Below are 25,898 nucleotides of genomic sequence, written 5' to 3'. Positions count from 1 at the left end.
ACCGGCCGGTCAGCGGCGGCGCTCGCGGTCGCGGCGCTAGGTGTGGACGGCGGCGCGGGAGATGGGCATGTACGTCGGGGCGGCGTCGGTGGTCAGGAACGTCCGGACCACCGCGCGCACCGTCTCGGGGTGCTCCATCAGCAGCAGGTGGCTGGCGTTCGGCAGGACGGCGAGTTCGGCGGTGGGCAGCGCCCGGTAGAGCGCCACCGTGTGGTCGAGCGTGACGAGGTCGTCGTCCCCGGCGAGGACAAGGGTGCGGGCCGTCACCGCGCGCAGGTCGGACGGGTCCGGGGCCGGCTCGGTCGCGGCCGCGTCCGCGATCTTGCGGACGACGACCGGGAAGTGGTCGCGGCCGTCCGGGGACACCTCGGCGTAGGCGTCGACGATCGGGGCGGGCAGCGGCCCCTCCGCCGACGGCTTGAAGATCATTCCGTCGAGGTCGTAGGCCGTGCTGATCAGGACGAGGCGTTCGACCAGGTCGGGGCGGAGCATCGCGGTGCGCAGCGCCACGCTGCCGCCGGCGCTGTAGCCGACCAGGCGGGCCGGGCCGCCGACCACCCGGTCCAGGAACGCGGCGGTGTCGCGCGCCATGGCGTCGATGGTGATCGGGCCGGGGGCGTCGGGGGTGCGGCCGTGGCCGCGCCGGTCGGGCAGGTAGACGCGGAAGGCGTCGGCGAGGCCGTCGAGGTTGCCGGTGAAGCAGCGGCCGTCGGTCATCCCGCCGTGCAGCAGCACCACCGGGTCGCCCGCGCCGCGCTCGTCATGCCACATGTGAACGATGTCGGTCATGCACTACATACGGGACGGCGGCTCCGGAGTCATCGGCAGGCCGAACAGCGGGAACAGCGAGGGGTCGAGAAAGGTGGTCAGGGCGCCGATCAGCCCGTCCCGGGGTTCGATGACGACCAGGCCGAACGCCCGCCCGTCCCGGTACTGCGCGACGGCGGGCGAGCCGTTGGCCGCCGTGCGGACGAGCCGGTCGTCGGCGCACGCCCCGCCGGCGCCGAGCAGCGCGGCGCGGATCGCCTCCCGGCCGCCGAGCCACCAGGCGAACGGCGGCATCGACATGGTGGCGTCCCGGTGCAGCAGCGCCACCAGGCCGTCGACGTCGTAGGACGTGAACGCCTCGACGTACCGGTCGAGGAGGTCCTCGTCGATCTCGCCGCTCGCGCTCGCCGCGCGGCGGTCGGACATCGTCGCGCGGGCGCGCTGCAGGGCGCTGTTGACCGCCGCCGGGCTGCTGCCGAGCAGCGCGGCGGTCTCGTCCGCCGACCAGGCGAGCACCTCGCGCAGGATGAGGACGGCCCGCTGGCGCGGCGGCAGGGCCTGCAGCGCGGCGACGAACGCGAGCCTGACCGTTTCGCGCTGGACGGCGAGGTCCGCCGGGTCCGCCGGGGCGGCCGGGTCGCCGCCGGACGGCAGCACGAGCCGGTCGGGGACGGGCCACACGAACGCGCCGGGGTCCAGCGGCGCGCCGAGGGCGCCCCCGGTGGACGCCGGGCCGAGGTCCATCGCGAGCGCCCGCCGCTGGACGGCGCGGGCCATGTCGAGGCACACGTTCGTGGCGATCCGGTACAGCCAGGTGCGCAGGGCGGCCCGGCCCTCGTCGAACCGGCCGGCGTTCTTCCAGGCCCGGACGAACGTCTCCTGGACGGCGTCCTCGGCCTCGGCGGCGGAGGCGAGCATCCGGTAGCAGTGGGCGGTCAGCTCGACCCGGTGCGCCTCCAGCCGGTCCTCGAACCCCATCCGGCCACCCTAGCCGCGCCCTCCGCGCGAGGTGCCGCACCGGCCGCGGTCAGGGACCGGCCCCGGCCGGAGCGGTTCCGCCCTTCTCCGGCGGCCCGGCGCGGCCCGCCTGATGGACCACGATCGCCGTTTCCACCGAGGGGTAGATCGGGATGATCCGGGTGAAGCCGGTGTTCCGCAGGACGTGCCGGACGTGCTGGTTCACCGCCGCGACGGCGAGCGTGCCGGCCCGCCGGCCCTGGCCGTCCGCCCGCGCCTGACCGCCGGCCCGAGCCTGGCCGTCGGCCCGCGTCTGACCGTCGGCCCGCGCCTGGCCGTCGGCCCGGCCCTGACCGCTGGCGCTCGCCTGGCCGCCGGCTCGCGCCTGGTCGCCGGCGCTCGCCCGGCCGCCTCGGTCGTCCGGTCCCGCCTCCCGCGACGGTCGCAGGAGGCGGTGGACGCCGGCCAGCACGCTGAGACCGTTCGAGTCGACGAACCCGACGTCGGAGAAGTCCAGGATGAGGTGGTCGGCGCCGTCACCGATCAGGGCGGCCAGGTGACCGCGCAACTCGGCCGCGGAGGCGACGTCCAGCTCCCCGGCCAGGGTGACGACGGCCAGGCCGGAGTTCGCCGGCTGGAAACGGCTTTCCACTATCAAGCCCATGGCTCGCACCCCCCGAGGTCAGCGCGAGGCGATGCGCCGCAGGGCGTGGGCGACGGTGGGGCTGACGCCGATGTGCTGGTCCAGGCCGGTGCGGGCCAGGATCCTGCGGCACACCTCGGGCGGCCTGGCCACGACCATGTCTCCGCGCCGGGAGCGGGCCGCCTTCCATACGGTGATCAGGGCGTTCAGGCCGGAGGAGTCGCAGAAGCTCACCCCGTCCAGGTCGAGGACGAGCCGCGGCCGGGCGAGCGGCGCCGCCGCCGAGGCGGCCCGTTCGCGCAGCACGTCGGCGGTCAGCACGTCGATCTCGCCGTGCACGTGCAGGACCGCGCAGGACGCGGCGTACTCGGTATGGATTCGCAACCGGCCTTGGGGTGCCTCCTCGAGGGAAGCGGCCATCTGCGTCATCCCGTCTCACCTCCATGTTGACCGGCTGTGTACCCGCCCGTAGCCGGAGCACTCGCGATCTATGGAGAGAAGCGCCAAGTGTGATCTACGAAACCCTGTAGTGATCGGGGTAGATTTTCGAGGCGACACCGGGTAGTGTTCCTGCTATCGAGAACAGATGAGTCCATGAGAAGCGGCAGCGGACGAGCTGCCGGACGGATGGATGAAGACCGGTCGGGACGAGCCGGGGCCAGCGCAGTGCAAGGGGCTCCGGCGCCGGCCGGGACCGGCGGTCCGAGGGGCCGCCGGGAGCAACACAGGGAAACACGCAGTACAGGTAGTCACGCAGTACAGGTAGTGATGTCGAGGAAAGGAGGGTTCGACGCCATCGGGATCGCCCGCAGCAGGCTCCAGTCACGCCGCGCGGGTACCGCAGCTCCACGGATTGGACGGTGGTCTACGGTCACGCATACGCGATCCCCGCGTCCCCGCCCTCGTCTGGGCGGCCGGCGCGGAAGGCCGGTTCGTCAGAGCCGGTAGATGGTGTTGTACCTCTGGGCCCCGGCGCCGCAGTCTGGCGCCGGGGCCCCTGTTGTCGTCGCTGCCCTCCGAGGCAGTACGGAAGGTTCATGAAAGCACCCGAGCCGGCCCGGGCCGGCGACCAGCAGGACCGGCACGACCCGCAGGACGGGCCCGACCCGCAGGACGCGGGCGGGCTCCAGGACAAGTTGGACGACGAGGACTACCCCGCCTACAGCATGGGCCGCGCGGCCGAGATGCTGGGCGTCACCCCGGCGTTCCTCCGCAGCCTGGACACCGCCCGGCTGATCGTCCCGCAGCGTTCCGCCGGCGGGCACCGCCGCTACTCCCGCTACCAGCTGCGCGTGGCGCAGCGCGCGCGCGACCTGGTGGACCAGGGCACCGCCCTGGACGCGGCCTGCCGCATCATCATCCTCGAAGACCAGCTCGCCGAAGCCCAGCGCATCAACGCCCGGCTGCGGCAGGAGCGCGCCCCCCGGCAGAACCCCGAGTAGCACGCCCCGCGTAGACGAGCTTCTGCGTACGGCCGCCGAGCACGGTCGACTCGACGAGCTCCAGGTCGAACTCGGCCCCGCCGTGCAGCAGAGCCGCCTCGCCGGCGCGGCCCGAGACGGCGGAACCGCCGCGGACGATTATGGGAGAGGGGCCGGAGCGTAGTGCGCGGTGGGCAGGCCGGGGCGGACGACCAGTTCGGTGCCGGGCTCGCCGGCGCGCAGGATCTGCTCGATGGCCGCGGCGACCTCGTCCGCCGCGAGCACGGGGATGCCCGCGGCGTGGAAGCGGTCGCGGGCCCCGGCGGTGAGCGGGGTGTCGACGAGGCCGGGGCAGACGGCGCCGAGGCGGATCCCCTCCCGCGACAGCGGGCCGGACAGGGCGCGGACCAGGCCGATGACGGCGTGCTTGGTCATGGTGTAGATCGGGTCCTGCTCGACGCCCTGGAGCGCGGCGAGCGAGGCGGTGACCACGATGGCCCCGCCGCCGTTCCGGCGCATGACCGGGAGCGCGGCGCGCAGCCCGTAGACGACGGAGTGCTGGTTGACGCCGACGACCGCCTGGTACCGGCCGAGGTCCAGGGTGGCCGGGTCCTTGTCTACGGAGTTGGTGCCCGCGTTGAGGACGAGCACGTCCAGCCGGTCGCCCGCGGCCGCGACGGCTCGCTGCGAGGTCTCGGGGGCGGTCAGGTCGCCGACCACCGCGTCCCCGCCGAGGGCCGCGGCGACGCGTTCGACCTGGGGGTTGCGGTCCACCAGGACGCAGCGCGTCCCGGACGCCGCGAGCCGCCGGGCCGCCGCCTCGCCGATGCCGCCAGCGGCACCGGTGACGACGGCAGTCCGGCCGAGGCCGCCGGTCGGGCCGGGGTCGGTCGGGCCGGGGTCGGTCGGGCCGGGGTCGGCGCTCATGAGGTGTATCCGCTCGACTCGGCCAGGTCGGCGGCGTCATTCATCAGGTCGAGCACGATGGGACCGAACGCGAGCAGCTTCTCGTCGTCGCCCGCGCGCTGGTAGCCCTGCTCCAGCACCACGCCCAGCTTCCATTTGGCGAGGACGAGGTAGTAGTCGATGTCGTCGACCTGGCGGCCGGAGACCTCGGCGTAGTGCGCGAGGAGCCGGTCGCGCGACGGCATCCCGCGCAGGTCGACGTAGCTGGCCTCGGACGCCTCGGGGGCGCCGGTGTCCTCCGGCCAGCTCTGGATCATCCAGGCCAGGTCGAGCTTGGGGTCGCCGATGGTGCCCATCTCCCAGTCGACGATGGCCGCCAGCCGAGCGGGCGCGCCGTCTCGGAACATCACGTTGGCGAACTGGTAGTCGCCGTGCATGATGCCGGGGACGTAGTCGAGGGGGCGGTGGGCGCGCAGCCACGCCGCGGCGACGTCGAAGCCGGGCAGCTCGCGGCCCTTGATCCGGTCGAGGAAGCGCGTCCAGCGGTCGACCTGGCGCTCGTGGAAGCCGTCGGGGCGACCGAGGTCGTGCAGGCCCTTCGCCTTCCAGTCGACCCGGGACAGCAGCGCGATGCCCTCGGCGAGCTGGTAGCCGAGGCCGGCGCGGGCCTCCAGGTCGGTGTCGAACGGGGCGGGCCAGCTCGTCCGGCCCATGGGCGACCAGCCGTCGATGAAGCCCATGAGGTAGAAGGGGCGGCCGAGCACGGAGGCGTCCTCGCACACCGCGATCGCCCTGGTGTGCGGGACGTCGGTGCCGTCCAGCGCCTCGACGATGCGCCATTCCCGCAGGATGCCCTTGTCCCGGTCCGGGGGCGCCTCCGGCGGCGGGATCCGGATGACGCAGCGCTCGCCGCCCCGGACGACCTCGTGGATCTCGTTCTGCGTGCCGCCGGACAGCAGCCGGTGCTCGACCGGGGCGCCCTTGCCGGGCAGCCCGGCGTCGTCCATCCAGGCGGCGAGCCGTTCGAAGTCGATCACTGGTGCTCCACCTCGGCGTCGGTGCGGCCGGCGGGCGCGCGTCCCGGGTTCCGTCCCATTGCGCCCTCCCCTCGGCAGTGAGAATATCATTCTTGCAATGGAGAATACTATTCTGATCTTGGACGGTGGGCACCCGTGCAGCTCGGCGACCAGTTCCACCTCGGCATCGTCACCGCCGGCCTCGCCGCGACGATGGACGCGCTGACCTCGGTGTTCGGCTACGAATGGGGCCCGGAGGTCGGCGGTCCGACCACCGTGCGGCTGCCGTCCGGGGACGCCGTGCTCGACCTGCGCTGCGCCTTCTCGACGTCCGTGCCGCGGCTCGAACTCGTCCGGTCCATCCCGGGGACGCTGTGGGAACCCGCCCCCGGCGGCATCCATCACGTCGGTTTCTGGTCCGACGACGTGGCCGCGGACACCGCGGAGCTGGCGGGCAACGGCTACGTGCTCGAGGCCGGCAGGAACGGCCCCGACGGGCGGCCGTTCTTCACGTTCCAGCGCAGCGCGACGGGGTTCCGCATCGAGCTGGTCAGCACGGCCGCGCGCGCCGGCCTGGAGCAGTGCTGGGCGTCCCCGGCCCAGCGGACGGCCCCGGCCCAGCGGACGGCGGAGACCGACCGTCCGTGACCCCTGCGGGCGGGACGGAAAGGATGTGTGATGACCGAACCACATGAGGTGCGCACCCCGGCCGAACTGTTCGACCTGTCGGGAAAGGTCGCGCTCGTCACGGGCGGCAGCCGCGGGCTGGGCCGCGCGATCGTGCTCGGCTACGCCGCCGCCGGCGCGGACGTGGTGATCGCCAGCCGGAAGCTCGACGCCTGCGCGGCGGTGGCGCGGGAAGTGGAGGCGCTTGGCCGCAGGGCGCTGCCGATCGCCTGCCACGTCGGGCACTGGGACGAGCTGGACGCGCTCGCGGAGCGCTCCTACGAGCATTTCGGGCGGATCGACGTCCTGGTCAACAACGCGGGAATGTCGCCGCTGGCGCCGTCGTCGGCGCAGACGAGCGAGGAGCTGTTCGACAAGGTCGTCGCGGTCAACTTCAAGGGGCCGTTCCGGCTGTCGGCGGTCGTCGCCGAGCGGATGGCGGCGGCGGACGGCGGCTCGGTCATCAGCGTCTCCAGTACCGGCGCGCTGCGGCCGTCGCCGACCTTCGGCCCGTACGCCGGATCGAAGGCCGCGCTCAACGCGATCAGCGTCGCCTTCGCGCAGGAGTTCGCGCCCAAGGTGCGCTTCAACGTGATCTCGCCCGGCGGGTTCTACACCGACATCTCCAAGGAATGGGCCGTCCCGGGCCGCGACGAGCCCGGCCAGCTCCTACGGCGCTTCGGCTACGCGAACGAGATCGTCACCGCGGCGCTGTACTACGCCAGCGACGCCTCTTCGTACACGACGGGCTCCCTGCTCAGGGTCGATGGCCTCGGCCCCGTCTGACCCGCGGCGGGGTGATCGCGTGAACGAGAATCCGGCGTCCGGCCAGGTGGGCGACGTCGCGAGCCGGATCGCGCAGCGTTCCCTCGCCAAGCGCGGCGCCGGCTACGCCGACGAGGTGCGGCGCCTGCTGGACGCGGCCCTCGGCGTGATGAAGCGGCGCGGCACGACGTCGCGTCCGCGCGTGGCCGACATCGTGACCGCGGCCGGATTGTCGAACGACGCGTTCTACCGGCACTTCCCCTCGAAGGACGCGCTGGTCGCGGCCCTTCTCGAAGACGGAACCGAGCGCCTTTACAGCTATGTCGCGCATCAGATGGGAAAGGAGCCGACGCCGGAGGGAAAGGTATACCGGTGGGTCCGGAGCGTGCTCTCCCAGGCTTACGCGGAGAGCGCCGCGACCACGCGGGCGGTGCTGTGGAACGCGGGCGCGGTGAGCGAAATCATCGGCTCCGCGCCGCCGGTTCCGAGCGACCGTCTCGCCGAACTGCTACGCGAACCGTTGCGCGAACTCGGCAGCGCCGATCCCGCCTTCGACGCGTCGCTGGCCGCCTATACGGCCTTCGGCAAGCTCGGAAGCTACGTGTGGAGCGAGACCCAGCCCACGGACCACGACACCGAGCGCATCACGGCCTTCTGCCTCCGCGCGCTCACGCCTCCCCATGCTCAGTCCGCGGTCAGCAAGGCATAGAGGAGATAGAAGAACCCGCCGAAGGACAGCGCCGCCATCATGGCGAACTGCGCGCACGCACCGCGTCGCCGCCCGACCAGCGACACCGCGATTCCGGCGATCGGCGAGAGCAGCGCACCGCCGATCGCCAGGATCAACAGAACCCTGCCGACCCAATCCCGGAAAGAATCGACATAGACATCGTTGTCGAAGAGCACCGAGCCCGCCCAGAACGCGATAGGGAAGGCCAGCCACCAAGCGGTCAGACCAACGATGAGCCGTGACGTGACCCGCCCACCGGACGGAGCACCGGCCAGAGCGGGATCATCAGGCACCATGTCCTCGATCCTAAGCGCGGCGAGAGCGGCGCGGCGCTGTGGCTTTCCGGGCGTATCGGACCGCGAAGAGCGGCGCGGAAAGTACCATTGGCCGCCATGCGAAAGCGGCTGATCGTCTTGGTGGCGGTCCCCTGGCTGGTGGCGGGATGCGGTGCGGCGAATTCGGCCGTGCGCGGATACCACCGGTACACCGATCCCAGCGTGGCGATGGAGCCGACCATCCATGCGGGCCGGACGTTCGACGCGCGTCCCGTCGACCGCGGGGACTACCGGCCGAAGCGCGGTGACGTCGTCGTGTTCACGATGCCGTCCTGGCTGAACGGGCGCGACACGGCGCAGGTCAAGCGGGTCGTGGCGATTCCGGGCGACCGGATCGCCTGCTGCTCCGGCGATGGGCGGGTCGTTCTGAACGGCACTCCGATTTCGGAGCCGTACCTCGCGCCGGACGCCCGCGAAACGCCTTTCGGGCCGGTTTCCGTACCGGCGGGCCGGCTCTGGCTGATGGGCGACAACCGCGGGTCGTCAGCGGACTCCCGCGTCCATCTCGGCGACGGCGGCAACGGCACCGTGCCGGCGACCGCCGTCATCGGCGTGGCCGTTCTCAAGTGACCCACGTTTCGCACCAGGGTGAATCAGTGGCGCCCGCCCCCGGCCGGACGTGATCATCGCGGCATGGTCTCGAACATGATCGATGCGGCGGCGGCGGGCACCTGGCGGCTCGGCGACCTGGTGGTCAACCGGATCGGCTTCGGCGCGATGCGCCTGCCGCAGACCGGCACGGCCCTGATCCCGGACGCGGTGCCCCGCGACCGCGGGCAGGCGGTCGCGGTGCTGCGGCGCGCGGTCGAGCTCGGCGTGAACCACATCGACACCGCCGCCTTCTACTTCTCGCCGCTGCGGTCGGCGAACGAGCTGATCAACACCGCGCTGGCGCCCTACCCGGACGACCTGGTGATCGCGACCAAGGTCGGACCGGCGCGGGACGCGTCCGGCCGGTGGGCGCCGCACGCGATGACCCCGGACGCGCTGCGCGGCCAGGTCGAGGAGAACCTCCGCCAGCTCGGCCGCGACCATCTGGACCTCGTCAACCTGCGCGTCCTGCGAAGGCACGGCGAGTTCGCCGAGCGGTTCGGCGCGCTCGCCGAGCTGCGCAAGGCCGGACTGATCCGGCATCTCGGACTGTCGAACGTCGGCCCGGAGCATCTGGCGGAGGCGCAGGCCATCGCGCCGGTCGCGTGCGTCCAGAACCCGTACGGCTTCGGCGCCTTCCCCGAGCAGGAGCGGATGCTGCGTCTGTGCGGCGAGCAGGGCGTCGCGTTCGTCCCGTTCTACTCGCTGGCGGGCACCCGCGAGGAGGAGGGCCGGTCCGGCGACGACGACCCGGCCATCAACGCCGTCGCGCGCGCACACGGGGCCTCCCCCGCGCAGATCCGCCTGGCCTGGACGCTGCATCAGGGCCCGCACGTCCTGGCGATCCCCGGCACCGGCGACCTCGCCCACCTGGACCAGAACGTCGCCGCCGCCGCCATCCGCCTCACCGACCAAGACCTCGCCACCCTCACCCCGGCCTGATCAGGCGGCGTGGGTGATGGCCTCCGGCTTGCCCGGCGAGCCCGAGGGTGCGGGCGGTGGTTATAGGTGGTCGCGGGCCGCGCGGGAGACGGGGGCGGTCAGCATGGCGACGCCCGCGTCCACCAGGTCCGCGGCGAGCAGTTCCGCGTCGGCGGGACGGCCGGCCTGGACCTGCCGTTCGTGGTTGGCGAGCGTGTGCAGGAACAGGCCGACGAAGAAGTCCAGCCGGTGGGCGCGCACGGGCGCGGGCAGCTCGTCGATGCAGGCGCTGATCCGGGTGTGGAGCTGGTCCAGGGCGCGGGTCCAGTCCTCGGCGCCGAGATCGTAGGGCGCCATCTTCTCGACGTACAGGGCGTTCGCGACGAACCGCAGGAACCAGCTCGGACGGTCCGGGGTGCCGAGCCGCTCGATCATCGGCCGGACGAACACCTCGACGAGGGCGCGCAGGTCCTTGCCGCGCCCGCGGTCGTCGACCTCGGCGAGCCGGCGCAGCTGGAGCTCGTTGGTGGGCGCCAGCCGGTGCCGGTAGATGGCGGTGACCAGCTTCTCCTTCGTGCCGAAGTGGTAGGCGACGGCGGAGGTGTTGCGCTGCCCGGCGGCGGCGGCGATCTCGCGCAGGGAGACGGCGTTGACGCCGCGCTCCGCGAACAGCCGCTCGGCGACCTCGATCAGGCGGGTCCGGGTGTCGGCTGCGGGCACGCGTCCAGTCTGCGGGGCCGGGCCGGTCAACGCAAAACCCACGTTTAACGCGTGTGCTTTAATCGGCGCTACCACGGAAGGAGCCCCCCATGCCCGAACCGAGCGCCGCGCCCCCACGGCCCCGCGCCTCCCGCAGTGCGCCGGACGTGATCGTGATCGTGCTGGACGACCTCGGGTTCGCGCAGTTCGGCGCGTACGGGTCGGACGTCGCGACGCCGAACGTCGACCGGCTCGCCGCCGGCGGCCTGCGCTACAACCGCTTCCACGTCACCGCGATGTGCTCGCCGACGCGCGCGAGCCTGCTGACGGGCCGCAACCACCACGCGGTCGGCATGGGGTTCCTGGTGGACCTGCCGGTCGACCAGCCCGGATACACCGCGCGGATCCCGCGGTCGGCGGCGCCGCTCCCCCGCGTCCTGCGCGATGCCGGGCACTCGACGATGGCCGTCGGGAAGTGGCATCTGACGCCGCGCTGGGAGCGGTCGGCGTCGGGGCCGTTCGACACGTGGCCGCTCGGGGCCGGCTTCGAGCGCTACTACGGCTTCCTGCAGGGCGACGCGAACCACTGGGCGCCGTGGCTGGTCAGCGACAACCACTACGTCGAGCCGCCCGCCGGGCCCGGGGACGGCTACCACCTCAGCGAGGACCTCGTCGCCACCGCGCAGCGGATGATCCTCGACCAGAAGCACGCGACCCCGGACAAGCCGTACTTCCTGTACCTGCCGTTCGGCGCGATGCACTCGCCGCACCACGTGGCGCCCGAGTGGTCCGAGCCGTACCGGGGCCGGTTCGACCACGGCTGGGAGCGCTGGCGGGAGGAGGTCTTCGCGCGGCAGGTCGCGTCCGGCGTCGTCCCGGCGGGCACGGTGCTGCCCGAGCGTCCGCCGTGGATCCAGGAATGGGACGCGCTGAGCGCCGGCGAGCGGCGGGTGTTCGCCCGCATGCACGAGGTGTACGCGGGGTTCCTCACCCACACCGACGCGCAGATCGGCCGGCTGCTGGACTTCCTGGAGCACATCGGACGGCTGGACGACACGCTCATCGTCGTCATGTCCGACAACGGGGCGAGCGCGGAGGGCGGGCAACTCGGCACCCCCAACGAGCACCGCTTCTCCGCCCGCATGGGCGACACCCACTCCGGCAACCTCGCCGCGCTCGACGCGTGGGGCTCACCGGAGACCTATCCCCACTACGCGTGGGGCTGGGCGTGGGCGGGGAACACGCCGCTGCGGCTGTGGAAGCGCTACACCTGGCTCGGCGGGACCCGCGTCCCGCTGATCATGCACTGGCCGCGCCGCATCACCGCGCGCGGCGGGATCCGCGGGCAGGTGGTGCACGCCGTCGACCTGATGCCGACGATCCTGGAGGCGTGCGGCGTGCCCGCACCCGACGTCGTGGACGGGGTCGCGCAGCAGCCCGTCGACGGCCGCAGCCTGGTCCCCACCTTCGACGACCCGGACGCGCCGTCGCCCCGCGAGACGCAGTACTTCGAGATGCTCGGCTCCCGGTCGATCATCCACGGCCGCTGGAAGGCGACCACCGACCACGTCTCGCGCGGCGTCCTGGACGAGGAGCGGCTGATCCGGGGCAGCCGCGACTTCGCGACGGACCGCTGGTCGCTGTTCGACCTGTCCGCCGACTTCGCCGAGGCCGTCGACCTCGCCGCCGAGCATCCGGAGATCGTCGCCGACCTGGAGGCGCGGTGGGCGGACGAGGCGGAGCGCAACAACGTGCTGCCGTTGCAGGACTCGCTGCAGGACCGCCTCGCGCACATGGTCCTCCCGCCGTACGGGCTGCCGAGCAGGGCCGTGTACTGGCCGGGCGGCGAGCCCGTCCACGACGAGTCGCTGCCGCTGCTGACCGGCGGGTTCACGCTGACGGCCGACGCCGAGGTCGCGGACGGCGGCGCGGACGGCGTGGTCTGCGCGCTCGGCGACCGCATCGGCGGGTTCGTCTTGCGCGCGGACGGCGGCCGGCTCGCTTTCGCGTGCTCCCGCGCCGGCGACCTCGACCGCGTCACCGCCACCGATCCGCTGCCGGAAGGCCGCCACCGGATCGGCGTCCGCGTCCACGGCGGCACGATCACGCTGCTCCTGGACGGCGAGGAGATCGCGTCCGGAGCCCTCGGCGGGGAGTGGCCGGTCGCGTTCCAGCACGGCGGCGCAGGCCTGCGCATCGGCCACGACGCCGGGCTGCCCGTCGAGGACGGATACCGGCCCCCGGCCCGCTGGAACGGCACCGTCCACCAGATCGAGATCGACACCGCGCCCGTCGCGGCCCCCGCCCCGCAGGACGGCCTGCGCACCGCCCTGCACAGCGACTAGACGCGCGAAGGCCGGACGGGCGGCGTGCCCGTCCGGCCTTCGCGCCGGGGTCAGCCGGCGTGCCGGGGTCAGCCGGCGTGGCGGGTCTGCTCGGGGACGTTGAAGCCGTTGACGCGGACGTCGGGCTTACCGGACGTGGCGGAGTAGCGGGCCGTGATGGTCTGCTGCTCGCCCGGCCAGAGCGTGACGTCGTTGTCGCTCCAGCGGATCGGCAGCACCTGCTTGCCGCCCGCGAACAGGTCCGCGCGGGTGAACAGGGCCGGGGCGCCGCCGTGGCCGACGTTGCGGACGGTCACGCTCGTCACCATCTCGCCGCCCTCGCGGCGGGTGGTGGCCTGGACCTTGATGTCGGCGGGCTTGAGGGAGCGCAGGCCGGTCAGGTCGGCGTAGCCGTCCTTCTGGAAGACCGCGAACCCGTTGGACGGGGTGTACTTGCCGGGCGCGTGGGTCTTCGGCCAGTCGACCTGGTCGGCCTTGGTCGACAGCCAGTACACGTTGCGGCTGACGACCTCGGAGCCGCGGGTGAGGGTGAGCTTCTCGAAGTAGGTCTTGGAGATCCCGGCCGGGACCTTCGGGTGCAGGACGGTCCGGACGTCCTGGCTGCCCAGCGTCCCGACGGGCGCGCTGGCGGTCGCGCGGACCTTGCCGTCGAGGTCGATGATCTGCGCGGTGGCGCGCAGGCCGTCCTGGCGGGCGCCGGTGAGGTTGGCGACCTTGATGGAGTCGTCGTCGTAGGAGTACATGACGTGGACGGGCTCGTTGGCCTTCTTGGCGCCGAAGTAGACGCCGGGCTGGTCGAAGTCGGACCCGTACATGCTCCACTGCAGCGACGGCCACGCCTTGTTCAGCATCCAGTAGATGATCCCGGTGCTGGGGTTCGCCTTGTCGGTGGAGTTGCCGATGTACGACTCGAACTGCGCGCGCGTCACCTCGTACTGGCCGAGCTGGACGGTCTTCTGGTACGAACCGGCGTCCTTCCAGGGGCCGTACCGGTGCCACAGCGGGGTGTTGTAGACGCCCATGCGGGACAGGCGCGTGTAGTCGGAGTAGAAGAACGTGTGGTACATGTCCTGGCCGGCGGTCTGGCCCTGCGCGGTCGCCGGGTCCCAGATCTTCTTCTGCTCGGCGGCGCTGAGGAAGCGGTTCAGCGAGTCCTGCGTCGGGATGGTGTTGCCGGTGCTGACCTCGGTGTCGAAGCCCCAGGCGCTGCCGGTCATGCTGAGCGTCGGGTCGTTGGTGTTGACGGTCTCGCGCTTGTTGTTCCACAGGGCGTTCGGCGGGAAGTAGTTGTAGCCGCCCTCCTTGGTGCCGGCCGGCCCGAGCTTGGGCGACGACTTGTACTCGGCCGCGGCGACCTGCGGGAGCCGGAAGTCGGCCTTCTCGAACGCCTTGAGGTAGAGGGCCTCCTTCTCCGGGTCGGGCGCGTCGTCGCTGCCCTGGAAGAAGGTGAACACGCTCGGGTGGTCGCGGAGCCGCTCCGCCATGGTGCCTGCCTGGTTGGACGCGTTGGCCTTGACGTCGTTCGACCAGGTCGACGACTTGTTCTCCCAGAGCGCGCAGCACTGCCAGCCCGGCATGGCGAGGACGCCGGCCCGGTCGAGCTGCGCGAACATGTCGTCCGGCGGGAAGTTGCCCTCGAACCGGACCGCGTTGAGGCCCATGTTCCGGATGTAGGAGATCTGGTTCGCGACGTTGGACGGCGAGTAGCGCAGGAACAGGTCCGGCGACCATCCGGCGCCGCGGATGACGAGCGGCTTGCCGTTGACGATGAACTGCCGGTAGCCGTCCTTGCCGTGCGTCTTGCCGGGGACGGGCTTGGTGAGCCGGGACGTCACCGTCCGGATCCCGAAGTCCTCGGCGGCGGTGCTGGAGACCGTCCCGTCCACGGACGCGTCGAGCGCGAGGTGGTACATCGGCTGGTCGCCCATCTGGTACGGCCACCACACGGCCGGGTCCTTCAGGTGCAGGCCGGGGCAGTCCGCCTTGGTGATCGTGACGGTGCGGGTCGCGTGCGCGGGCACCGTGACGGTCGCCTTGCAGGCGATGCGGGTGGAGCCATGCGTGATCGTCCCGGACACGGTCACCCGCTGCGGCGTCCCGGTGTTGTTGCGCACGTCGGCCTTGACGGTCAGGTCGGCGGTGGACAGGTCGGCGGCGTCGTCCTGCAGCACGTGCGCGTTGCGGACCGAGACCGGGCCCTCCTGGACGATCTGCGGCGCGTACTGCAGCCCCGTGTTCTGGTCGGGCGCCATCGGGTTCCAGTCGACCTGGTTCTGCGTCAGGTACCGCATGGGCGTGTCGAACTTGGTGATGTCCTCGTCGTTGCGGGAGACGTCGAGCGCGATCGCGTTCGCGCCGTCCTTGACGTAGGGCGTGATGTCGTACTCCAGCCGCGCGTACGAGCCCTGGAGCTGCGCGCCTTCGGCGATCCTCTTCCCGTTGACCCAGAGGTCGGCCTTGCCGGAGACGCCGTTCATCACCAGGAACGTGCGCCCGTCCTTGCGGGGGTGGACGGTGAGCTGCTCGCGGTACCACCAGTTCGCGTCGAACTGCTCGGCCGGGACCTTCTTCATGTTGTCGTTGTCGAAGATGTTCGGGTAGCGGCCGTTCTCCAGCAGGCCCGCCATCAGCGTCTCGGGCCGCGACAGCGGCAGCCAGCCCTTCGTGGAGTAGTCCGGCTTGGAGATCTCCGCGCCGGTGTCGCGGGTGTCGGCGGACGACCGGATCGCCCAGCCGGAGGTCAGTTCCGTCGTCCCGGAGGACCGGATCCGCTGCGCGGCGGACCGGTGCCCGGCGGTCTTCCCGTGCCCGGTGAACGCGTGGGCCGGCATCGCGGGGGCCAACGTCCCGGCGAGGGCGAGCGCGGCGCACAGCGCCGTGGTTCGAGTCCTGGACCCGCTCATGTGTCCGTCACTCCTTCGTGCGGCAGGAGCCGGGCGCTTCCCGGCGGCTGGTGTGCCTTCATGCTCGTGCCGGGGGCACCCGCCGGGCCGTAGGGCCAGGACGTCAATGGGGGTAGTGCTAGGCCCACTTTCCGGTGAGGGCGGTGGCGTCCAGGAGCCGCCTCGTCTCGGGGTGGCGGGCGTCGTCGAGGGCGCGGGCGGGCACGTCCTCGACGATCCGTCCGGCGTGCAGGACGACGACCCGGTCCGCGACGCGGCGAGCGACGCGCAGGTCATGCGTGACCAGGGCGATCGTGATGCCGTGGTCGCGGCGCAGGCCGGTCAGCAGCCGCAGGACGCGGTCCTCGGTGAGGACGTCCAGGCCGCTGGTCGGCTCGTCGGCGAGGAGCACGTCGGGCTTCTGCGCGAGCGCGCGGGCGATCGCGACGCGCTGGCATTCGCCGCCGGACAGCGTGGCGGGACGTCGCGCCGCCATGGCGGGGTCGAGGCCGACGTAGCGCAGCAGGTCGTCGTCGTAGGGACCGGCCTCCGCGATGGCCTGCCGGACGGTGTGCCGGGGGTCGAAGGAGGCGAGCGGGTCCTGGAAGACCAGGCCGGTCCGGCGGCGGACGGCGCGCCGGTCGCGGTCGCGCAGCGCCCAGACGTCCCGGCCGCCGCGCAGGACGGTGCCGGCGTCGGGACGGTCGAGGGCGGCGAGGGCACCGACCAGCGTCGACTTGCCCGAGCCGCTGCGCCCGACGATCGCGACGGCCTCGCCAGGACGGACCGCCAGGTCGGCGCCGTCCAGCGCGACGGTCGTGCGGCGCCGGGACCGCAGGACGCGCCGCAGGCCCTGGACGGACACGGCTTCGCCGTCGCCCGGCGGCGCCTCCGCCGCGACGGGTGCGGCGGTGGCGGCCGCGACGAGGCCCCGTGCCAGGTCGCTCTGCGGGTCGGCGAGGATCCGATCGGCGGGCCCCTGCTCGACGATGCGGCCGTCCCGCATGACGGCGATGTCGTCGGCCCAGCGGGCGGCGGCGGCCAGGTCGTGGGTGATGAGCAGGATGGCGCGGTCGCGGGCCTCCGCGCGGACGAGGTCGAGCACGGCCGCCTGGGTGACCGGGTCCAGGGCGGTGGTGACCTCGTCGGCGATGAGGACGGGCGGCCCGTGCACGGTGGCGAGCGCGAGCGCGACGCGCTGCGCCTGCCCGCCGGACAGCTCGAACGGGTGCGCGGCGGCCAGCGCCGGGTCGAGCCCGAAGCGGGCCAGCGCGGCGCCCGGGTCGCCTGTGCCGTGCGCTTTGACGGTCTCGGTGAGGTGCCGCCGGACGGTCACGGTCGGGTTGAGCGAGGCGAGCGCGTCCTGGAAGGCGTACCCGACGTCGCGCCCGCGCACCGAAGGCCGGCCGTTGACCAGGACGGTCCCGCCGTGCGGGTGCAGGCCGGCGATCGCGCGGGCGGTGAGGGTCTTGCCGCCGCCGCTCGGCCCGGCGAGCGCGAGGACGCGCCCGGCCGGGACGGCGAGGTCGAGGCCGTGCACGACGCGGCGTCCGGGGACGTCCACGGTGAGCCCGGTGATCGTCAGGCCGCTGGAGGTCACCACGTCCCGCCTTCGCCGGAGGGGCCGGCCACCGCGCCGGCGACGGCGTTGACCGCGACGATGGTGACGACGACGGCGGCCGCCGGGATCGCGACCGTGTACCACTCGCCGGTGAGCAGGTGCGACTGCGCCTCGGTGAGCAGGTTGCCCCAGCTCGGCCGGTTCGGCGGGACGCCGAGGCCGAGGAAGCTGAGCGTCGACTCGGTCAGCACGGCGTGCCCGACCTCGAACGCGGCGATGGACGCGACGGGCGGCAGCGCGCCGGGCAGCAGGTGCCGCCACATCACCTGCCACCGGGACAGGCCGAGCGCGTAGGCGGCGCGGACGTAGAGGCGCTCGCGGCGGCCGCGCAGCTCGGCGCGGACGATGAGCGCGACCGGCATCCAGCTCGTCAGCGCGATCGCGGCGACCACCAGGCCGAGGGACGGGCCCGCGACGGCGGCGAGGGCGAGCACGATGACCAGCAGCGGCAGGGCGAGCAGCACGTCGGCGGTGCGGGCGATGAGGCCGTCGAGCCAGCGCGGCGCGATCGCGGCGAGCCCGCCGATCAGCACGCCGAGCCCGACCGTGATCGCGGCGGCGGTGAGCCCGACCAGCAGGGACGTGCGGGCGCCGTAGAGCATCCGGGTCCACAGGTCGCGGCCGAGCAGGTCGGTGCCGAGCGGGTGGCCGGGCGAGCCGGGCTTCAGCGACGTCGCGGAGGTGTCGGTGGCGACCGGGTCGAGGGAGGTGAGCAGCGGCGCGAGGACGGCGAGCAGCACCAGCGCCACCAGCACGGCGACGGCGGCGGCCAGCGCGGGGCGGCGGGGCCACAGCCGGACGGCGAGCAGCCCGCGCACGCGGGCCGGCGCGGAGGCGGGGGCGTCAGGCGGCATCGGCACGTCCCGTCCGGGCGCGCGGGTCCAGCGCCGCGACGATCAGCTCGGCGGCCAGGTTCGCGGCGATCACGATGAGGCCGGTGACCAGCACGATGGCGATGAGCAGCGGGTGGTCCTGGGCGCGGGCGGCGCTGATCGCCTCGCGGCCCATCCCGGGCCAGGAGAAGATCACCTCGGTGGCGTAGACGCCGGCGACCAGCGTGCCGACGCCGACGCCGAGCCGGGCGGTGAACGGCACCAGCCCCGGCCGCATCAGGTGCCGGACGACGACGGTCCGCCGGGGCAGGCCGCGGACGCGGGCGTTCTGCACGTGCGGCGCGTCCCGGAGCCGTCCGACGCCGTTCTCCACGAGCCGCACGTACACGCCGAAGTGGTGGCCGAACGCGAGCGCGCAGGCCGGCAGCATCAGATGGGCGAGCAGCCCGTACGCGGTGACCGGCTCCCCCGGCCGGCTGACGCCGCCGGACGGCATCAGGTGCGTCGCCGCCGCGAACGCGTACAGCAGCAGCAGCGCGACGACGAAGCCGGGCATGCCGCCCATCACGAACAGCAGCAGGTCGATGCCGCGCCGCAGCCACGCCCGCCGGGTGAGCGCAGCGACGAGCCCGACGGCGAGCGCGGCGGCGAAGCTCAGCAGGACGGCGGACGCGGTGAGCAGCAGCGTCCACGGGACGGTGTCGCCCAGCGTCTCGGTGACCGGCCGTCCCGACATGTACGAGGTGCCGAGGTCGCCGCGCAGGGCGTGCGACGCCCACCGCCAGTACCGGACGGGCGGCGGGTCGTCGAGGCCCATCTCGCCGCGCAGCTCGGCGATCGCCGCCGGGGACGGCGGGCGCCCGCCCGACCGCGCCTCCAGCACGGACGCCGCGGGGTCGCCGGGCGCGGCGTCCAGGAGTCCGAAGCACACCACCGACAGGGCGGCGACGACCAGCGCCGCCGTCGCCAGCCGGCGCACCGCACGCAGGGCCATCTAGTTGTAGCGCCAGGTCTCGGCGTTCCAGAAGAACCCGTAGCCGTGGTGGCCCAGCGTGCGCTGCGCGGGCCCGGTCAGGTCCTTCGGGACGGCGTTGATGGTCTTCAGGTAGGAGATCCACACGAACGGCGGGTCGTCCTGGAGCGCCTGCTGGAACGCGGTGTAGGCGGCCTTGCGCTTGGCGGGGTCGAGGGTGGAGCGGCCGGCCTCCAGCGCCTCGTCGGCGGCGGGGTTGCTGTAGGAGCCGTAGTTGGAGCCGCCCTTGTCGAGCGCCTGCGACGAGGCGAACGGCCCGTACACCGAGGAGTCGGGGTCATAGGGCGTGCCCCAGCCGACGACCATGCCCTGCAGGTCGCCCCAGTGCTTGCGCACCCAGTCGCGCGGGCGAGGACGCGGGTCGACGTCGAACCCCTGCTGCTTGAGCTGCGTCGCGGACACGTTCAGGATCGCGACGCGCAGCGAGTCCTCGGCGAAGGTCGTCAGCTCGAACTTCACCGTCCTGCCGCTCTTCGCCCACGACCCGTGGGCGTTCTTGGCGTACCCGGCCTCCTTCATCAGCGACGCCGCCTTGGCGGGGGCGAACGCGAACCCGGGGGCGGCGGCGTACGGGCCGGTGTCCAGCGGCCCCTTCGCCGGGGTGCCGTAGCCGAGGACGACGCTCCTGGTGATGGCGTCGCGGTCGACCGCGTGGTTCATCGCCTGCCGGACGCGGCGGTCGGCGAACACCGGGTCCTTCATGTTGAACATGAGCGCCCGGTAGTCGGCGGTCGGGTACACCTCCAGCCGGTGCCCGCCGGCCTTGCCCGCCTGCTGCGGCGCGAGGTTCGCGGCGTCCACCTCGCCGTTGCGGAGCTGGATCAGGCGGGCCGAGTCGTCCGGGACGTACTTGACGACGACCTTCTTCAGCCCCGGCTTGCCCTCGTAGTAGCCGTCGAACGCGGTCAGCTCCGCGTACTGGCCGTGCTTGTAGGCGGTGAGGGTGAACGGGCCGGTCCCGACGGGGCGCCGCCCGAACCCGGGGTCGGTGAGCTTCTTCCCCTGGAGCAGGTGCTTCGGCAGCATGCCCATCGACACCGCGTCGAGCATCGGCGCGAACGGCTCGTCGAGCCTCAGCCGGACCGTGGCCGGGTCGGGCGCCTCCACCGACCTCACCATCGTGAAGTTGCGCGACAGCGGCGAGTCCGCCCCCGCGTCGCGGACGGTCTCGATGGTGAACTTGACGTCGTCGGCGGTGAACGGCTTCCCGTCCTGCCAGGTGACGCCCGGCCGCAGCGCGAACGTGTAGGTCCTGCCGTCGGGCGCGATGTCCCATGACCTCGCCAGCGCGGGGACGACCTTGTTGTCCCTGTCGTGCCGGGTCAGCCCGCGGAACACGAGTTCGGTCACCGGGTCGGTGTGCTCGTCCTGGAGGCCGGGGTTGAACGTCTCCGGCTCGTCCCCGATCGCGTAGGTGAGCGACCCGTCCCCCTTCCCCGAGGCGGGCTCGTCCCCCTGCCCGCACGCCGACGCGACCGCGGCCGCCAGGACAACGGCCATCACCGCCATAACCGGACGTTTCACCATGCCGGGCATTATTGCAAACTCTATGCAGTAGCGAACCACATGCATCTACTGCCGAGGCCGGCATGGACCGCCGCACCCGCCCCCAGCGGGCCGAGACGGGCCGGACGCGCGCGGCGGGCTCGGCGGGCTCGGGGGCGGCGCAGCGGATCCGCTTTCCTGGCGCGGTCCAGCCTTCTTTCCGTCGGCCCGCGAACGCCCTGAAAGGTGAAGGAAGCGAGCGCAATTAGAGGGCACGCGCGGGCCGCCTCCCCGCCTCCAGGTGGACAATACGGATAAATTCGGACAGCAGAATTGCATTCGGCCGGCACCGGAAGCGCTTCCCGCCGGGAGTTGATCCGCACTCCACCCGCCCAGTGGTGCGCTAAAGGGCCCGGCGTGGTGCGCTAAAAGGCCCGCCGAGCTGCCCTTTCGCCGCGCCGCGCGGCCGAAAGCGGACAGCAACTCGGGCGTGACTTTCATGTCGAGATCGAAGTTCGCGAAGCACCCCGGTCAAGCCCTGAAGTGGTCCTCTTGCGGACAGTTGATCGCCTCTGCCGTCACACCGGTCACAGGAGTCACCCGGCTCAATGGAACCGAAGAATGTTCCCGACCAACCAGATAGGTTTGATTTAGAAAACGAGCGGCTGGATTTATCGGCGACTCCGTGGTTAACGTGTTCCCGTTCGCCGAGAAGCACCGGCCGGCGCCGGAACGGGCGAACCCGATCAGGGCGGCATTCGATCTTTGCGTGCGTAGGGCGGCACTCTAAACGCGCAATGAGAGCGGAGATCCTCATGGTGGATTTCAATTTCAGTGTCTTCTCGGCTGCCCCGGCGGCCGCGGACGAGGACACGGCTCTCACCGATCTCCTCGCGGCGGCGATCGGCCGGGCGCCCTCTCCCGAGCGGTGGCGGACCGGCCGGGCCGGCATGTGGCGCACGGCCGTCCCGGACGGGGCGCCCCGCCGTTCGCAGGGCTGGAAGCTGCACGTCACGGCCACCCCCGCGGCGGCGCCCGAGGTCCTCGGACGCTGCCTGGAGGTGCTGCTCCGGGCCGGCTCGGGGTTCAAGTTCGCCGCCACGACCGACTACGTCGCGGCCCTCAACGCGCGCAACGCGCCGCGCGGCCATTCGGGCAAGTTCATCACCGTCTACCCGGAAAGCGATGACGAGGCCGTCCGGCTCGCCGCCGCCCTGCACGAGGCGACGGCCGGGCTGCCGGGCCCGCGCGTCCTTTCCGACCGGCCCTACGCGCCCGGCAGCCTCGTCCATTACCGCTACGGCGCTTTCACCGAGGACCGGCGGCTCACCAATGACGGTTTCTACGCCTGGATGATCATCGACCCGGAGGGGAATCCGGTCGAAGATCGGCGCGTCGGCCGCTACACACCTCCCCCGTGGGTCAGCTGTCCCTTTCCCGACAACGGCAGCGGCGTCACCCGCGCGGAAGGCGGTTCCCGAAAGGACATCGTGATCGGCGGGCACTTCGCGGTGAAGAACGCGATCCGGCACACCAACAAGGGCGGCGTGTACCGTGCAGCCGACGTCCGGACCGGGGACGCGGTGGTGCTCAAAGAAGCCCGGCCGCATGTCGCCGCCGATCTCGAAGGCCGCGACACCCGCGACCGGCTGCGCGCGGAGGCGCGCGCACTCGAACGGATTCGGGAGCGGCGGATCGCGCCCCGCCCGGCCGGATTGTTCACGCAGAACGGGCACCTCTTCCTCGCGCAGGAGATGATTCCGGGAACGCCGCTGCGGGAATGGACGGCCGATTCCATCCGCGAGGCCGGCTGGGGCCCGCACCTCGCTCCCGCGCTCGAGATGGCGCGCCGGCTGGCCGACCTGATGATCGAGGCGCACGCCGCCGGGCTCGTCCTGCGCGACTTCAACCCCAACAACGTCATGGTCCGCCCGGACGGCGCGCCCGTCCTGATCGACCTGGAGCTGGCCGCCGTGGCCGGCGGCGGCGAGGAGGTGCCGCTGCGGGCGGGCACCCCCGCCTTCAGCGCGCCGGAGCAGTTCGACGGCGCGCCGCCCCACCCGACGGCGGACTACTACAGCCTCGGCGCGACGCTGTGCTACGTCCTCACCGGCGGGCCGCCCTACTTCCTGGACGAGCACCCGCGGCCCCGGCCGCTGACGCAGCGGCTCACCGAATGGCTCGCGGCCCGCACCCAGAGCCTCGACCTGCCGGAATCCCTCCAGGCGGTGCTCGTCGAGCTGATGGCGGACGACCCCGGACGCCGCTGCACCCCGGCGCGGGCCCGCTCCGTCCTGGCCTCGTGCGCGCCGTCCCCCGTCCCCGTCCGGCGCGGCAGGGACGCCGGGCCGGGCGCCGTGCCCGACGTCGCGCCGGACGCGTGGCTGCGGGAGGCGTGCGAGCAGGCCGTCAGGGGCATCACCGGCCGGCTGCTCGCCGCCATGGAACCGGAGTCGGCGCAGGCGCTGTGGCCGATGTCCTGCGTACACGGCGCACCCGACCCGTGCAGCGTCCAGCACGGCGCCGCGGGATGCATGGGCGCGCTGGTGCGGTACATGCGGCACACCGACGATCCGCGCCTCCCGGACGCGTCCGCCACGGCGGCGCGCTGGATGCTGGACCGCCTGCGGGACGGCACCCGGCGGCCGTCCGGCCTGTACTTCGGGACGGCCGGGGTCTCCTGGGCGCTGCTCGACGCGGGCCTGGCGCTCGGCGACGAGGGCCTCGTCGAGGAGGCGGTCGCGGTGGCGGAGGCGCTCCCCACCGCCGCACCCGGCCCAGACGTCACGCACGGCACCGCGGGCATCGGCATGACCGCCCTGCACCTCTGGGCCCGGACCGGCCGGCCGCTGTTCGCCGAGCGCGCCCTGGCCGCCGCCGACGCGCTGGCCGCGTCGGTCGAGGAGGGCCCGGACGGGCTCGTCTGGCGGACGCCCGCGCACGTGGAGTCGAAGCTGGCCGGCAAGTCGTACTACGGGTTCGCGCACGGCATCGCGGGCGTCGGGTACTTCCTGCTCGCCTGCGCGGAGGCGACCGGCCGCGCCGAGCACCGGGAACTGGCCGTCCGGGTCGGGGACGGCCTGCTGGACGCGGCGGTCGTCACGCCCCGGTCGGCGATGTGGGGCGCCGGGACCGGCGACCCGCCCACCGCGCCGTACTGGTGCCACGGCGCGTCCGGCATCGGCACGTTCCTCGTGCGGCTCGGCGCCGCCACCGGCGAGGCGCGGTTCCTGCAAGCGGCCGACCTGGCCGCCCGCGCGGTGACCGACCAGTCGTGGCGCGCGGTGCTCGGGCAGTGCCACGGCCTCGCGGGCAACGGCGACTTCCTGCTCGACATGGCCGGCATCACCGGCGACGCGCGGCACCGGGCCGCCGCGTGGCGGCTCGCCCGGATCATCCTCGCCAACCGCGCGCACCGCGACGGCCGGATCGTCCTGCCGGACGAGCGCGGGGACGTCTCGATGAGCTGGGGCGAGGGCCTGAGCGGGGTGCTGGCGTTCCTGGTCCGGCTGCGGTACGGCGCGGAGCGGCTCTGGATGGCGGACGGCGCGCTCGCGGCGGGCGCGGCCGAGGACGCGGTGGCCGGGGCGGCCGTGCGGGGGTCGGCGCCGTGAACGCACCCGCGAACGGGACCGTGAAGGGCGCCCCGGACGGCACCGTGAACGGCACGGCCGACGCGGCCGTGCCCGCCCTCCCGGGGATCCCGAGCCGGTTCGGCCTCGCCTTCTCCGCCGGCGGCCGGTGGGCGGCCTGCCTGAGCGCCGTCGACGACCACGTGACGCTGGAGCGGTGGAACCTCGCCCGCGCCGTGCCGTCCCGGCGGGTGTTCGGCGCCGGGACCATCGCCTCGGGGCCCGGCCGCCGGGAGCCCGTCGACCGGCACAGCCGCCCGCTGCCGCTGGCCGACGGCCGCCTCCTCGTCGTGCGCCCCGGCGTCGACGCGCACGGCGTGCCCGCCGGCCACGGGACGGTCGTCGCGGCGCAGGCCGGGCACGGCGGCACGACCGTCGGCCGGTCGTGGTGGGTCCCGTCGATGCTCGCCGGGTACGCGCTGGCGAGCCCGGGCGCCCCGCAGACGGTCGTCCTCGTCACCGTCGAGGACGAGCACCGGTCGCGGATCTGGGAGCTGTCGCTCGGCACCGGCACGCTCGAACCGGTCATGGCGGTTCCCGGCGCGCTGTCGGGCGGCGTGTGGCTCGACGGCGGGCGCACCCTCGCCCTCGACCAGGCGACCGCGGACCACCGCGCCGACGGGATCGCCGTCGACCTGCGCGACCGCTCCTGGCGGCGGGTCTGGTCGGTGGCGGACGCGACGGCCGACCGGATCGTCGCGTGCGACCGCCGCACGCGGACCCTCGCGGTGACCACCGGCCGCCCCGGCGCCGAGTGGACGGGCGGGCTGCGGATCGGGCTGTGGTCGCCCGGCGGCGGGCGCGTCCGGTTCCCCGCCGCGCTCAACCGGCCGGACGGCGGCCTGGTCCCGCTGACCTTCGACGACACCGGCGCGCACCTGCTGCTGAGCGAGGTCGCGGGCGCCGCGTCCCGGCTCCTCGTGTACACCCGGGCGGACGACGGCGTCGAGCCGGTGGCCCTCCCGCCCGGGCTGGCGGGGCCGCCCGCCTCGTGGACGGGCGACCGCATCCACCTGCGGTTCTCGGCGCCGCACCTGCCGCCGACGCTGGCGACGGCGCACCGTCCGCCGGGGACGGGGTGGGCGCCGGTGCGGCGCGCGCCCGACGTCGCGGCCGCCTGGCGGACCGCCGAGCTGGTCGAGCTGGCGGGCCCCGCGGGGCCGATCGAGGCGATCGTCTACGGCGGTCCGCGCTGGCGCGAGCGGCGGCACCTGGTGCTGGCGCTGCACGGCGGCCCGCTGTCGGCGTGGCGGTTCGAGTTCGACCCGCTCTTCCAGCACCTCGCCGCCGCCGGCATCGCGGTGGTGGCGCCCAACCAGCGCGGCAGCACCGGCTACGGCGAGCGGCACCTGCGCGCGGTCATCGGCGACTGGGGCGGGCCCGACCTGGAGGACGTCGTCCACCTGGCGCTCGGCCTCGCCCTGCCCCGGCGGGACGCCGGGCTGCCGGAACCGGTGGTGCTCGGCGGCAGCTACGGCGCGTTCCTCGCGCTGCTGGCCGCCTGCCACCGCCCGGACCTGTGGTCCGGCTGCGTGGCGCTCGCCCCGTTCACCTCCGCCGCCGGCCTGCGCCGCGACGCGCCCGGACCCGTCCGGGACCGGGTCGCGCGGCTCACCCGGCCCGGCGGCGACACGGAGGCGGACGGCCCG

The 25,898-nt window shown here is 73.5% G+C and carries 22 protein-coding genes; 9 read left to right on the top strand and 13 right to left on the bottom strand.

Annotated features, from left to right (window positions below):
• Positions 1–36 precede the first annotated feature (36 nt).
• From F9B16_RS15175 to F9B16_RS15160, 4 genes are read right to left on the bottom strand one after another with little or no spacing between them, the layout of a single operon-like run.
• Positions 37–789 (bottom strand): alpha/beta fold hydrolase, encoded by a 753-nt coding sequence (locus F9B16_RS15175; RefSeq protein ID WP_151540707.1) that lies wholly within the window; start codon positions 787–789, stop codon positions 37–39.
• Positions 790–792: 3 nt separating this feature from the next.
• Complete coding sequence (locus F9B16_RS15170; protein ID WP_151540706.1) at positions 793–1,746, bottom strand: sigma-70 family RNA polymerase sigma factor; 954 nt, start codon at positions 1,744–1,746, stop codon at positions 793–795.
• A gap of 49 nt (positions 1,747–1,795) precedes the next feature.
• Positions 1,796–2,389, bottom strand: a complete 594-nt coding sequence (locus tag F9B16_RS15165) for an STAS domain-containing protein (RefSeq protein ID WP_151540705.1) — start codon at positions 2,387–2,389, stop codon at positions 1,796–1,798.
• A gap of 18 nt (positions 2,390–2,407) precedes the next feature.
• Positions 2,408–2,788 (bottom strand): STAS domain-containing protein, encoded by a 381-nt coding sequence (locus F9B16_RS15160; RefSeq protein WP_192808797.1) that lies wholly within the window; start codon positions 2,786–2,788, stop codon positions 2,408–2,410.
• A gap of 746 nt (positions 2,789–3,534) precedes the next feature.
• Between F9B16_RS15160 and F9B16_RS15155 the strand changes: the two genes are divergently transcribed.
• A complete protein-coding gene (locus F9B16_RS15155; RefSeq protein WP_225991648.1) occupies positions 3,535–3,810 on the top strand; it encodes a MerR family transcriptional regulator in 276 nt (91 codons plus the stop codon).
• A 138-nt stretch (positions 3,811–3,948) separates the two neighbouring features.
• Here the strand turns inward: F9B16_RS15155 and F9B16_RS15150 are convergent, their stop codons facing one another.
• Positions 3,949–4,716: an SDR family oxidoreductase gene (locus F9B16_RS15150; RefSeq protein ID WP_151540702.1), complete on the bottom strand. Its 768-nt coding sequence runs from the start codon at positions 4,714–4,716 to the stop codon at positions 3,949–3,951.
• Positions 4,713–5,732 (bottom strand): phosphotransferase family protein, encoded by a 1,020-nt coding sequence (locus tag F9B16_RS15145; protein ID WP_225991644.1) that lies wholly within the window; start codon positions 5,730–5,732, stop codon positions 4,713–4,715. Before F9B16_RS15145 ends, F9B16_RS15150 begins: the two co-directional genes overlap by 4 nt.
• Positions 5,733–5,867: 135 nt before the next feature.
• On the opposite strand from F9B16_RS15145, the gene F9B16_RS15140 reads away from it, so the two are divergent.
• The 3 genes from F9B16_RS15140 to F9B16_RS15130 are packed head-to-tail and all read left to right on the top strand — an operon-like array spanning position 5,868 to position 7,851.
• Positions 5,868–6,359 (top strand): VOC family protein, encoded by a 492-nt coding sequence (locus F9B16_RS15140; RefSeq protein WP_151540700.1) that lies wholly within the window; start codon positions 5,868–5,870, stop codon positions 6,357–6,359.
• A 30-nt stretch (positions 6,360–6,389) separates the two neighbouring features.
• Positions 6,390–7,163, top strand: coding sequence for an SDR family NAD(P)-dependent oxidoreductase (locus tag F9B16_RS15135; RefSeq protein ID WP_151540699.1), 774 nt, complete (start codon positions 6,390–6,392; stop codon positions 7,161–7,163).
• A 19-nt stretch (positions 7,164–7,182) separates the two neighbouring features.
• The gene (locus F9B16_RS15130; protein WP_225991643.1) at positions 7,183–7,851 is read left to right on the top strand and encodes a TetR/AcrR family transcriptional regulator; all 669 of its coding nucleotides are present in this window, start codon (positions 7,183–7,185) and stop codon (positions 7,849–7,851) included.
• On the opposite strand, the gene F9B16_RS15125 is transcribed toward F9B16_RS15130, so the two are convergent.
• Positions 7,827–8,168, bottom strand: coding sequence for a hypothetical protein (locus F9B16_RS15125; RefSeq protein ID WP_151540697.1), 342 nt, complete (start codon positions 8,166–8,168; stop codon positions 7,827–7,829). The genes F9B16_RS15130 and F9B16_RS15125 overlap by 25 nt on opposite strands.
• Positions 8,169–8,264: 96 nt before the next feature.
• Here F9B16_RS15125 and lepB point away from each other — a divergent pair, with 96 nt between their 5' ends.
• Positions 8,265–8,777, top strand: coding sequence for a signal peptidase I (gene lepB / locus F9B16_RS15120; protein ID WP_151540696.1), 513 nt, complete (start codon positions 8,265–8,267; stop codon positions 8,775–8,777).
• Positions 8,778–8,840: 63 nt separating this feature from the next.
• Positions 8,841–9,740, top strand: coding sequence for an aldo/keto reductase (locus F9B16_RS15115; RefSeq protein WP_151540695.1), 900 nt, complete (start codon positions 8,841–8,843; stop codon positions 9,738–9,740).
• A 60-nt stretch (positions 9,741–9,800) separates the two neighbouring features.
• Here F9B16_RS15115 and F9B16_RS53595 read toward each other — a convergent pair whose 3' ends face one another.
• Positions 9,801–10,439: a TetR/AcrR family transcriptional regulator gene (locus F9B16_RS53595; protein WP_151540694.1), complete on the bottom strand. Its 639-nt coding sequence runs from the start codon at positions 10,437–10,439 to the stop codon at positions 9,801–9,803.
• Positions 10,440–10,528: 89 nt separating this feature from the next.
• Between F9B16_RS53595 and F9B16_RS15105 the strand changes: the two genes are divergently transcribed.
• On the top strand, positions 10,529–12,763 hold the full coding sequence (locus F9B16_RS15105; RefSeq protein ID WP_151540693.1) for an arylsulfatase: 2,235 nt from the start codon (positions 10,529–10,531) through the stop codon (positions 12,761–12,763).
• A gap of 68 nt (positions 12,764–12,831) precedes the next feature.
• Here the strand turns inward: F9B16_RS15105 and F9B16_RS15100 are convergent, their stop codons facing one another.
• From F9B16_RS15100 to F9B16_RS15080, 5 genes are all read right to left on the bottom strand, one after another.
• Complete coding sequence (locus F9B16_RS15100) at positions 12,832–15,666, bottom strand: glycoside hydrolase family 2 protein (protein ID WP_151540692.1); 2,835 nt, start codon at positions 15,664–15,666, stop codon at positions 12,832–12,834.
• Between the two features lie 118 nt (positions 15,667–15,784).
• A complete protein-coding gene (locus tag F9B16_RS15095; protein ID WP_192808796.1) occupies positions 15,785–17,245 on the bottom strand; it encodes an ABC transporter ATP-binding protein in 1,461 nt (486 codons plus the stop codon).
• Positions 17,242–18,120, bottom strand: a complete 879-nt coding sequence (locus F9B16_RS15090) for an ABC transporter permease (protein WP_151540690.1) — start codon at positions 18,118–18,120, stop codon at positions 17,242–17,244. Before F9B16_RS15090 ends, F9B16_RS15095 begins: the two co-directional genes overlap by 4 nt.
• Positions 18,110–19,093 (bottom strand): ABC transporter permease, encoded by a 984-nt coding sequence (locus tag F9B16_RS15085; protein ID WP_151540689.1) that lies wholly within the window; start codon positions 19,091–19,093, stop codon positions 18,110–18,112. Before F9B16_RS15085 ends, F9B16_RS15090 begins: the two co-directional genes overlap by 11 nt.
• The gene (locus F9B16_RS15080) at positions 19,094–20,659 is read right to left on the bottom strand and encodes an ABC transporter substrate-binding protein (protein ID WP_225991642.1); all 1,566 of its coding nucleotides are present in this window, start codon (positions 20,657–20,659) and stop codon (positions 19,094–19,096) included. It lies immediately after the preceding gene.
• Between the two features lie 773 nt (positions 20,660–21,432).
• Between F9B16_RS15080 and lanL the strand changes: the two genes are divergently transcribed.
• Both lanL and F9B16_RS15070 read left to right on the top strand, forming a co-directional pair.
• Entirely contained in the window at positions 21,433–24,231 is a 2,799-nt protein-coding gene (lanL, locus tag F9B16_RS15075) for a class IV lanthionine synthetase LanL (protein ID WP_192808795.1), read from the top strand.
• The coding region (locus tag F9B16_RS15070; RefSeq protein ID WP_151540688.1) for a S9 family peptidase at positions 24,228–25,898 on the top strand (1,671 nt) is incomplete at its 3' end. The genes lanL and F9B16_RS15070, both read left to right, overlap by 4 nt.

The organism is Actinomadura montaniterrae (genome assembly GCF_008923365.1).
Taxonomy (GTDB): domain Bacteria; phylum Actinomycetota; class Actinomycetes; order Streptosporangiales; family Streptosporangiaceae; genus Spirillospora; species Spirillospora montaniterrae.
Note: the sequence above shows the minus strand (reverse complement) of the source record. Positions and strands in the feature narration are given on the sequence as shown.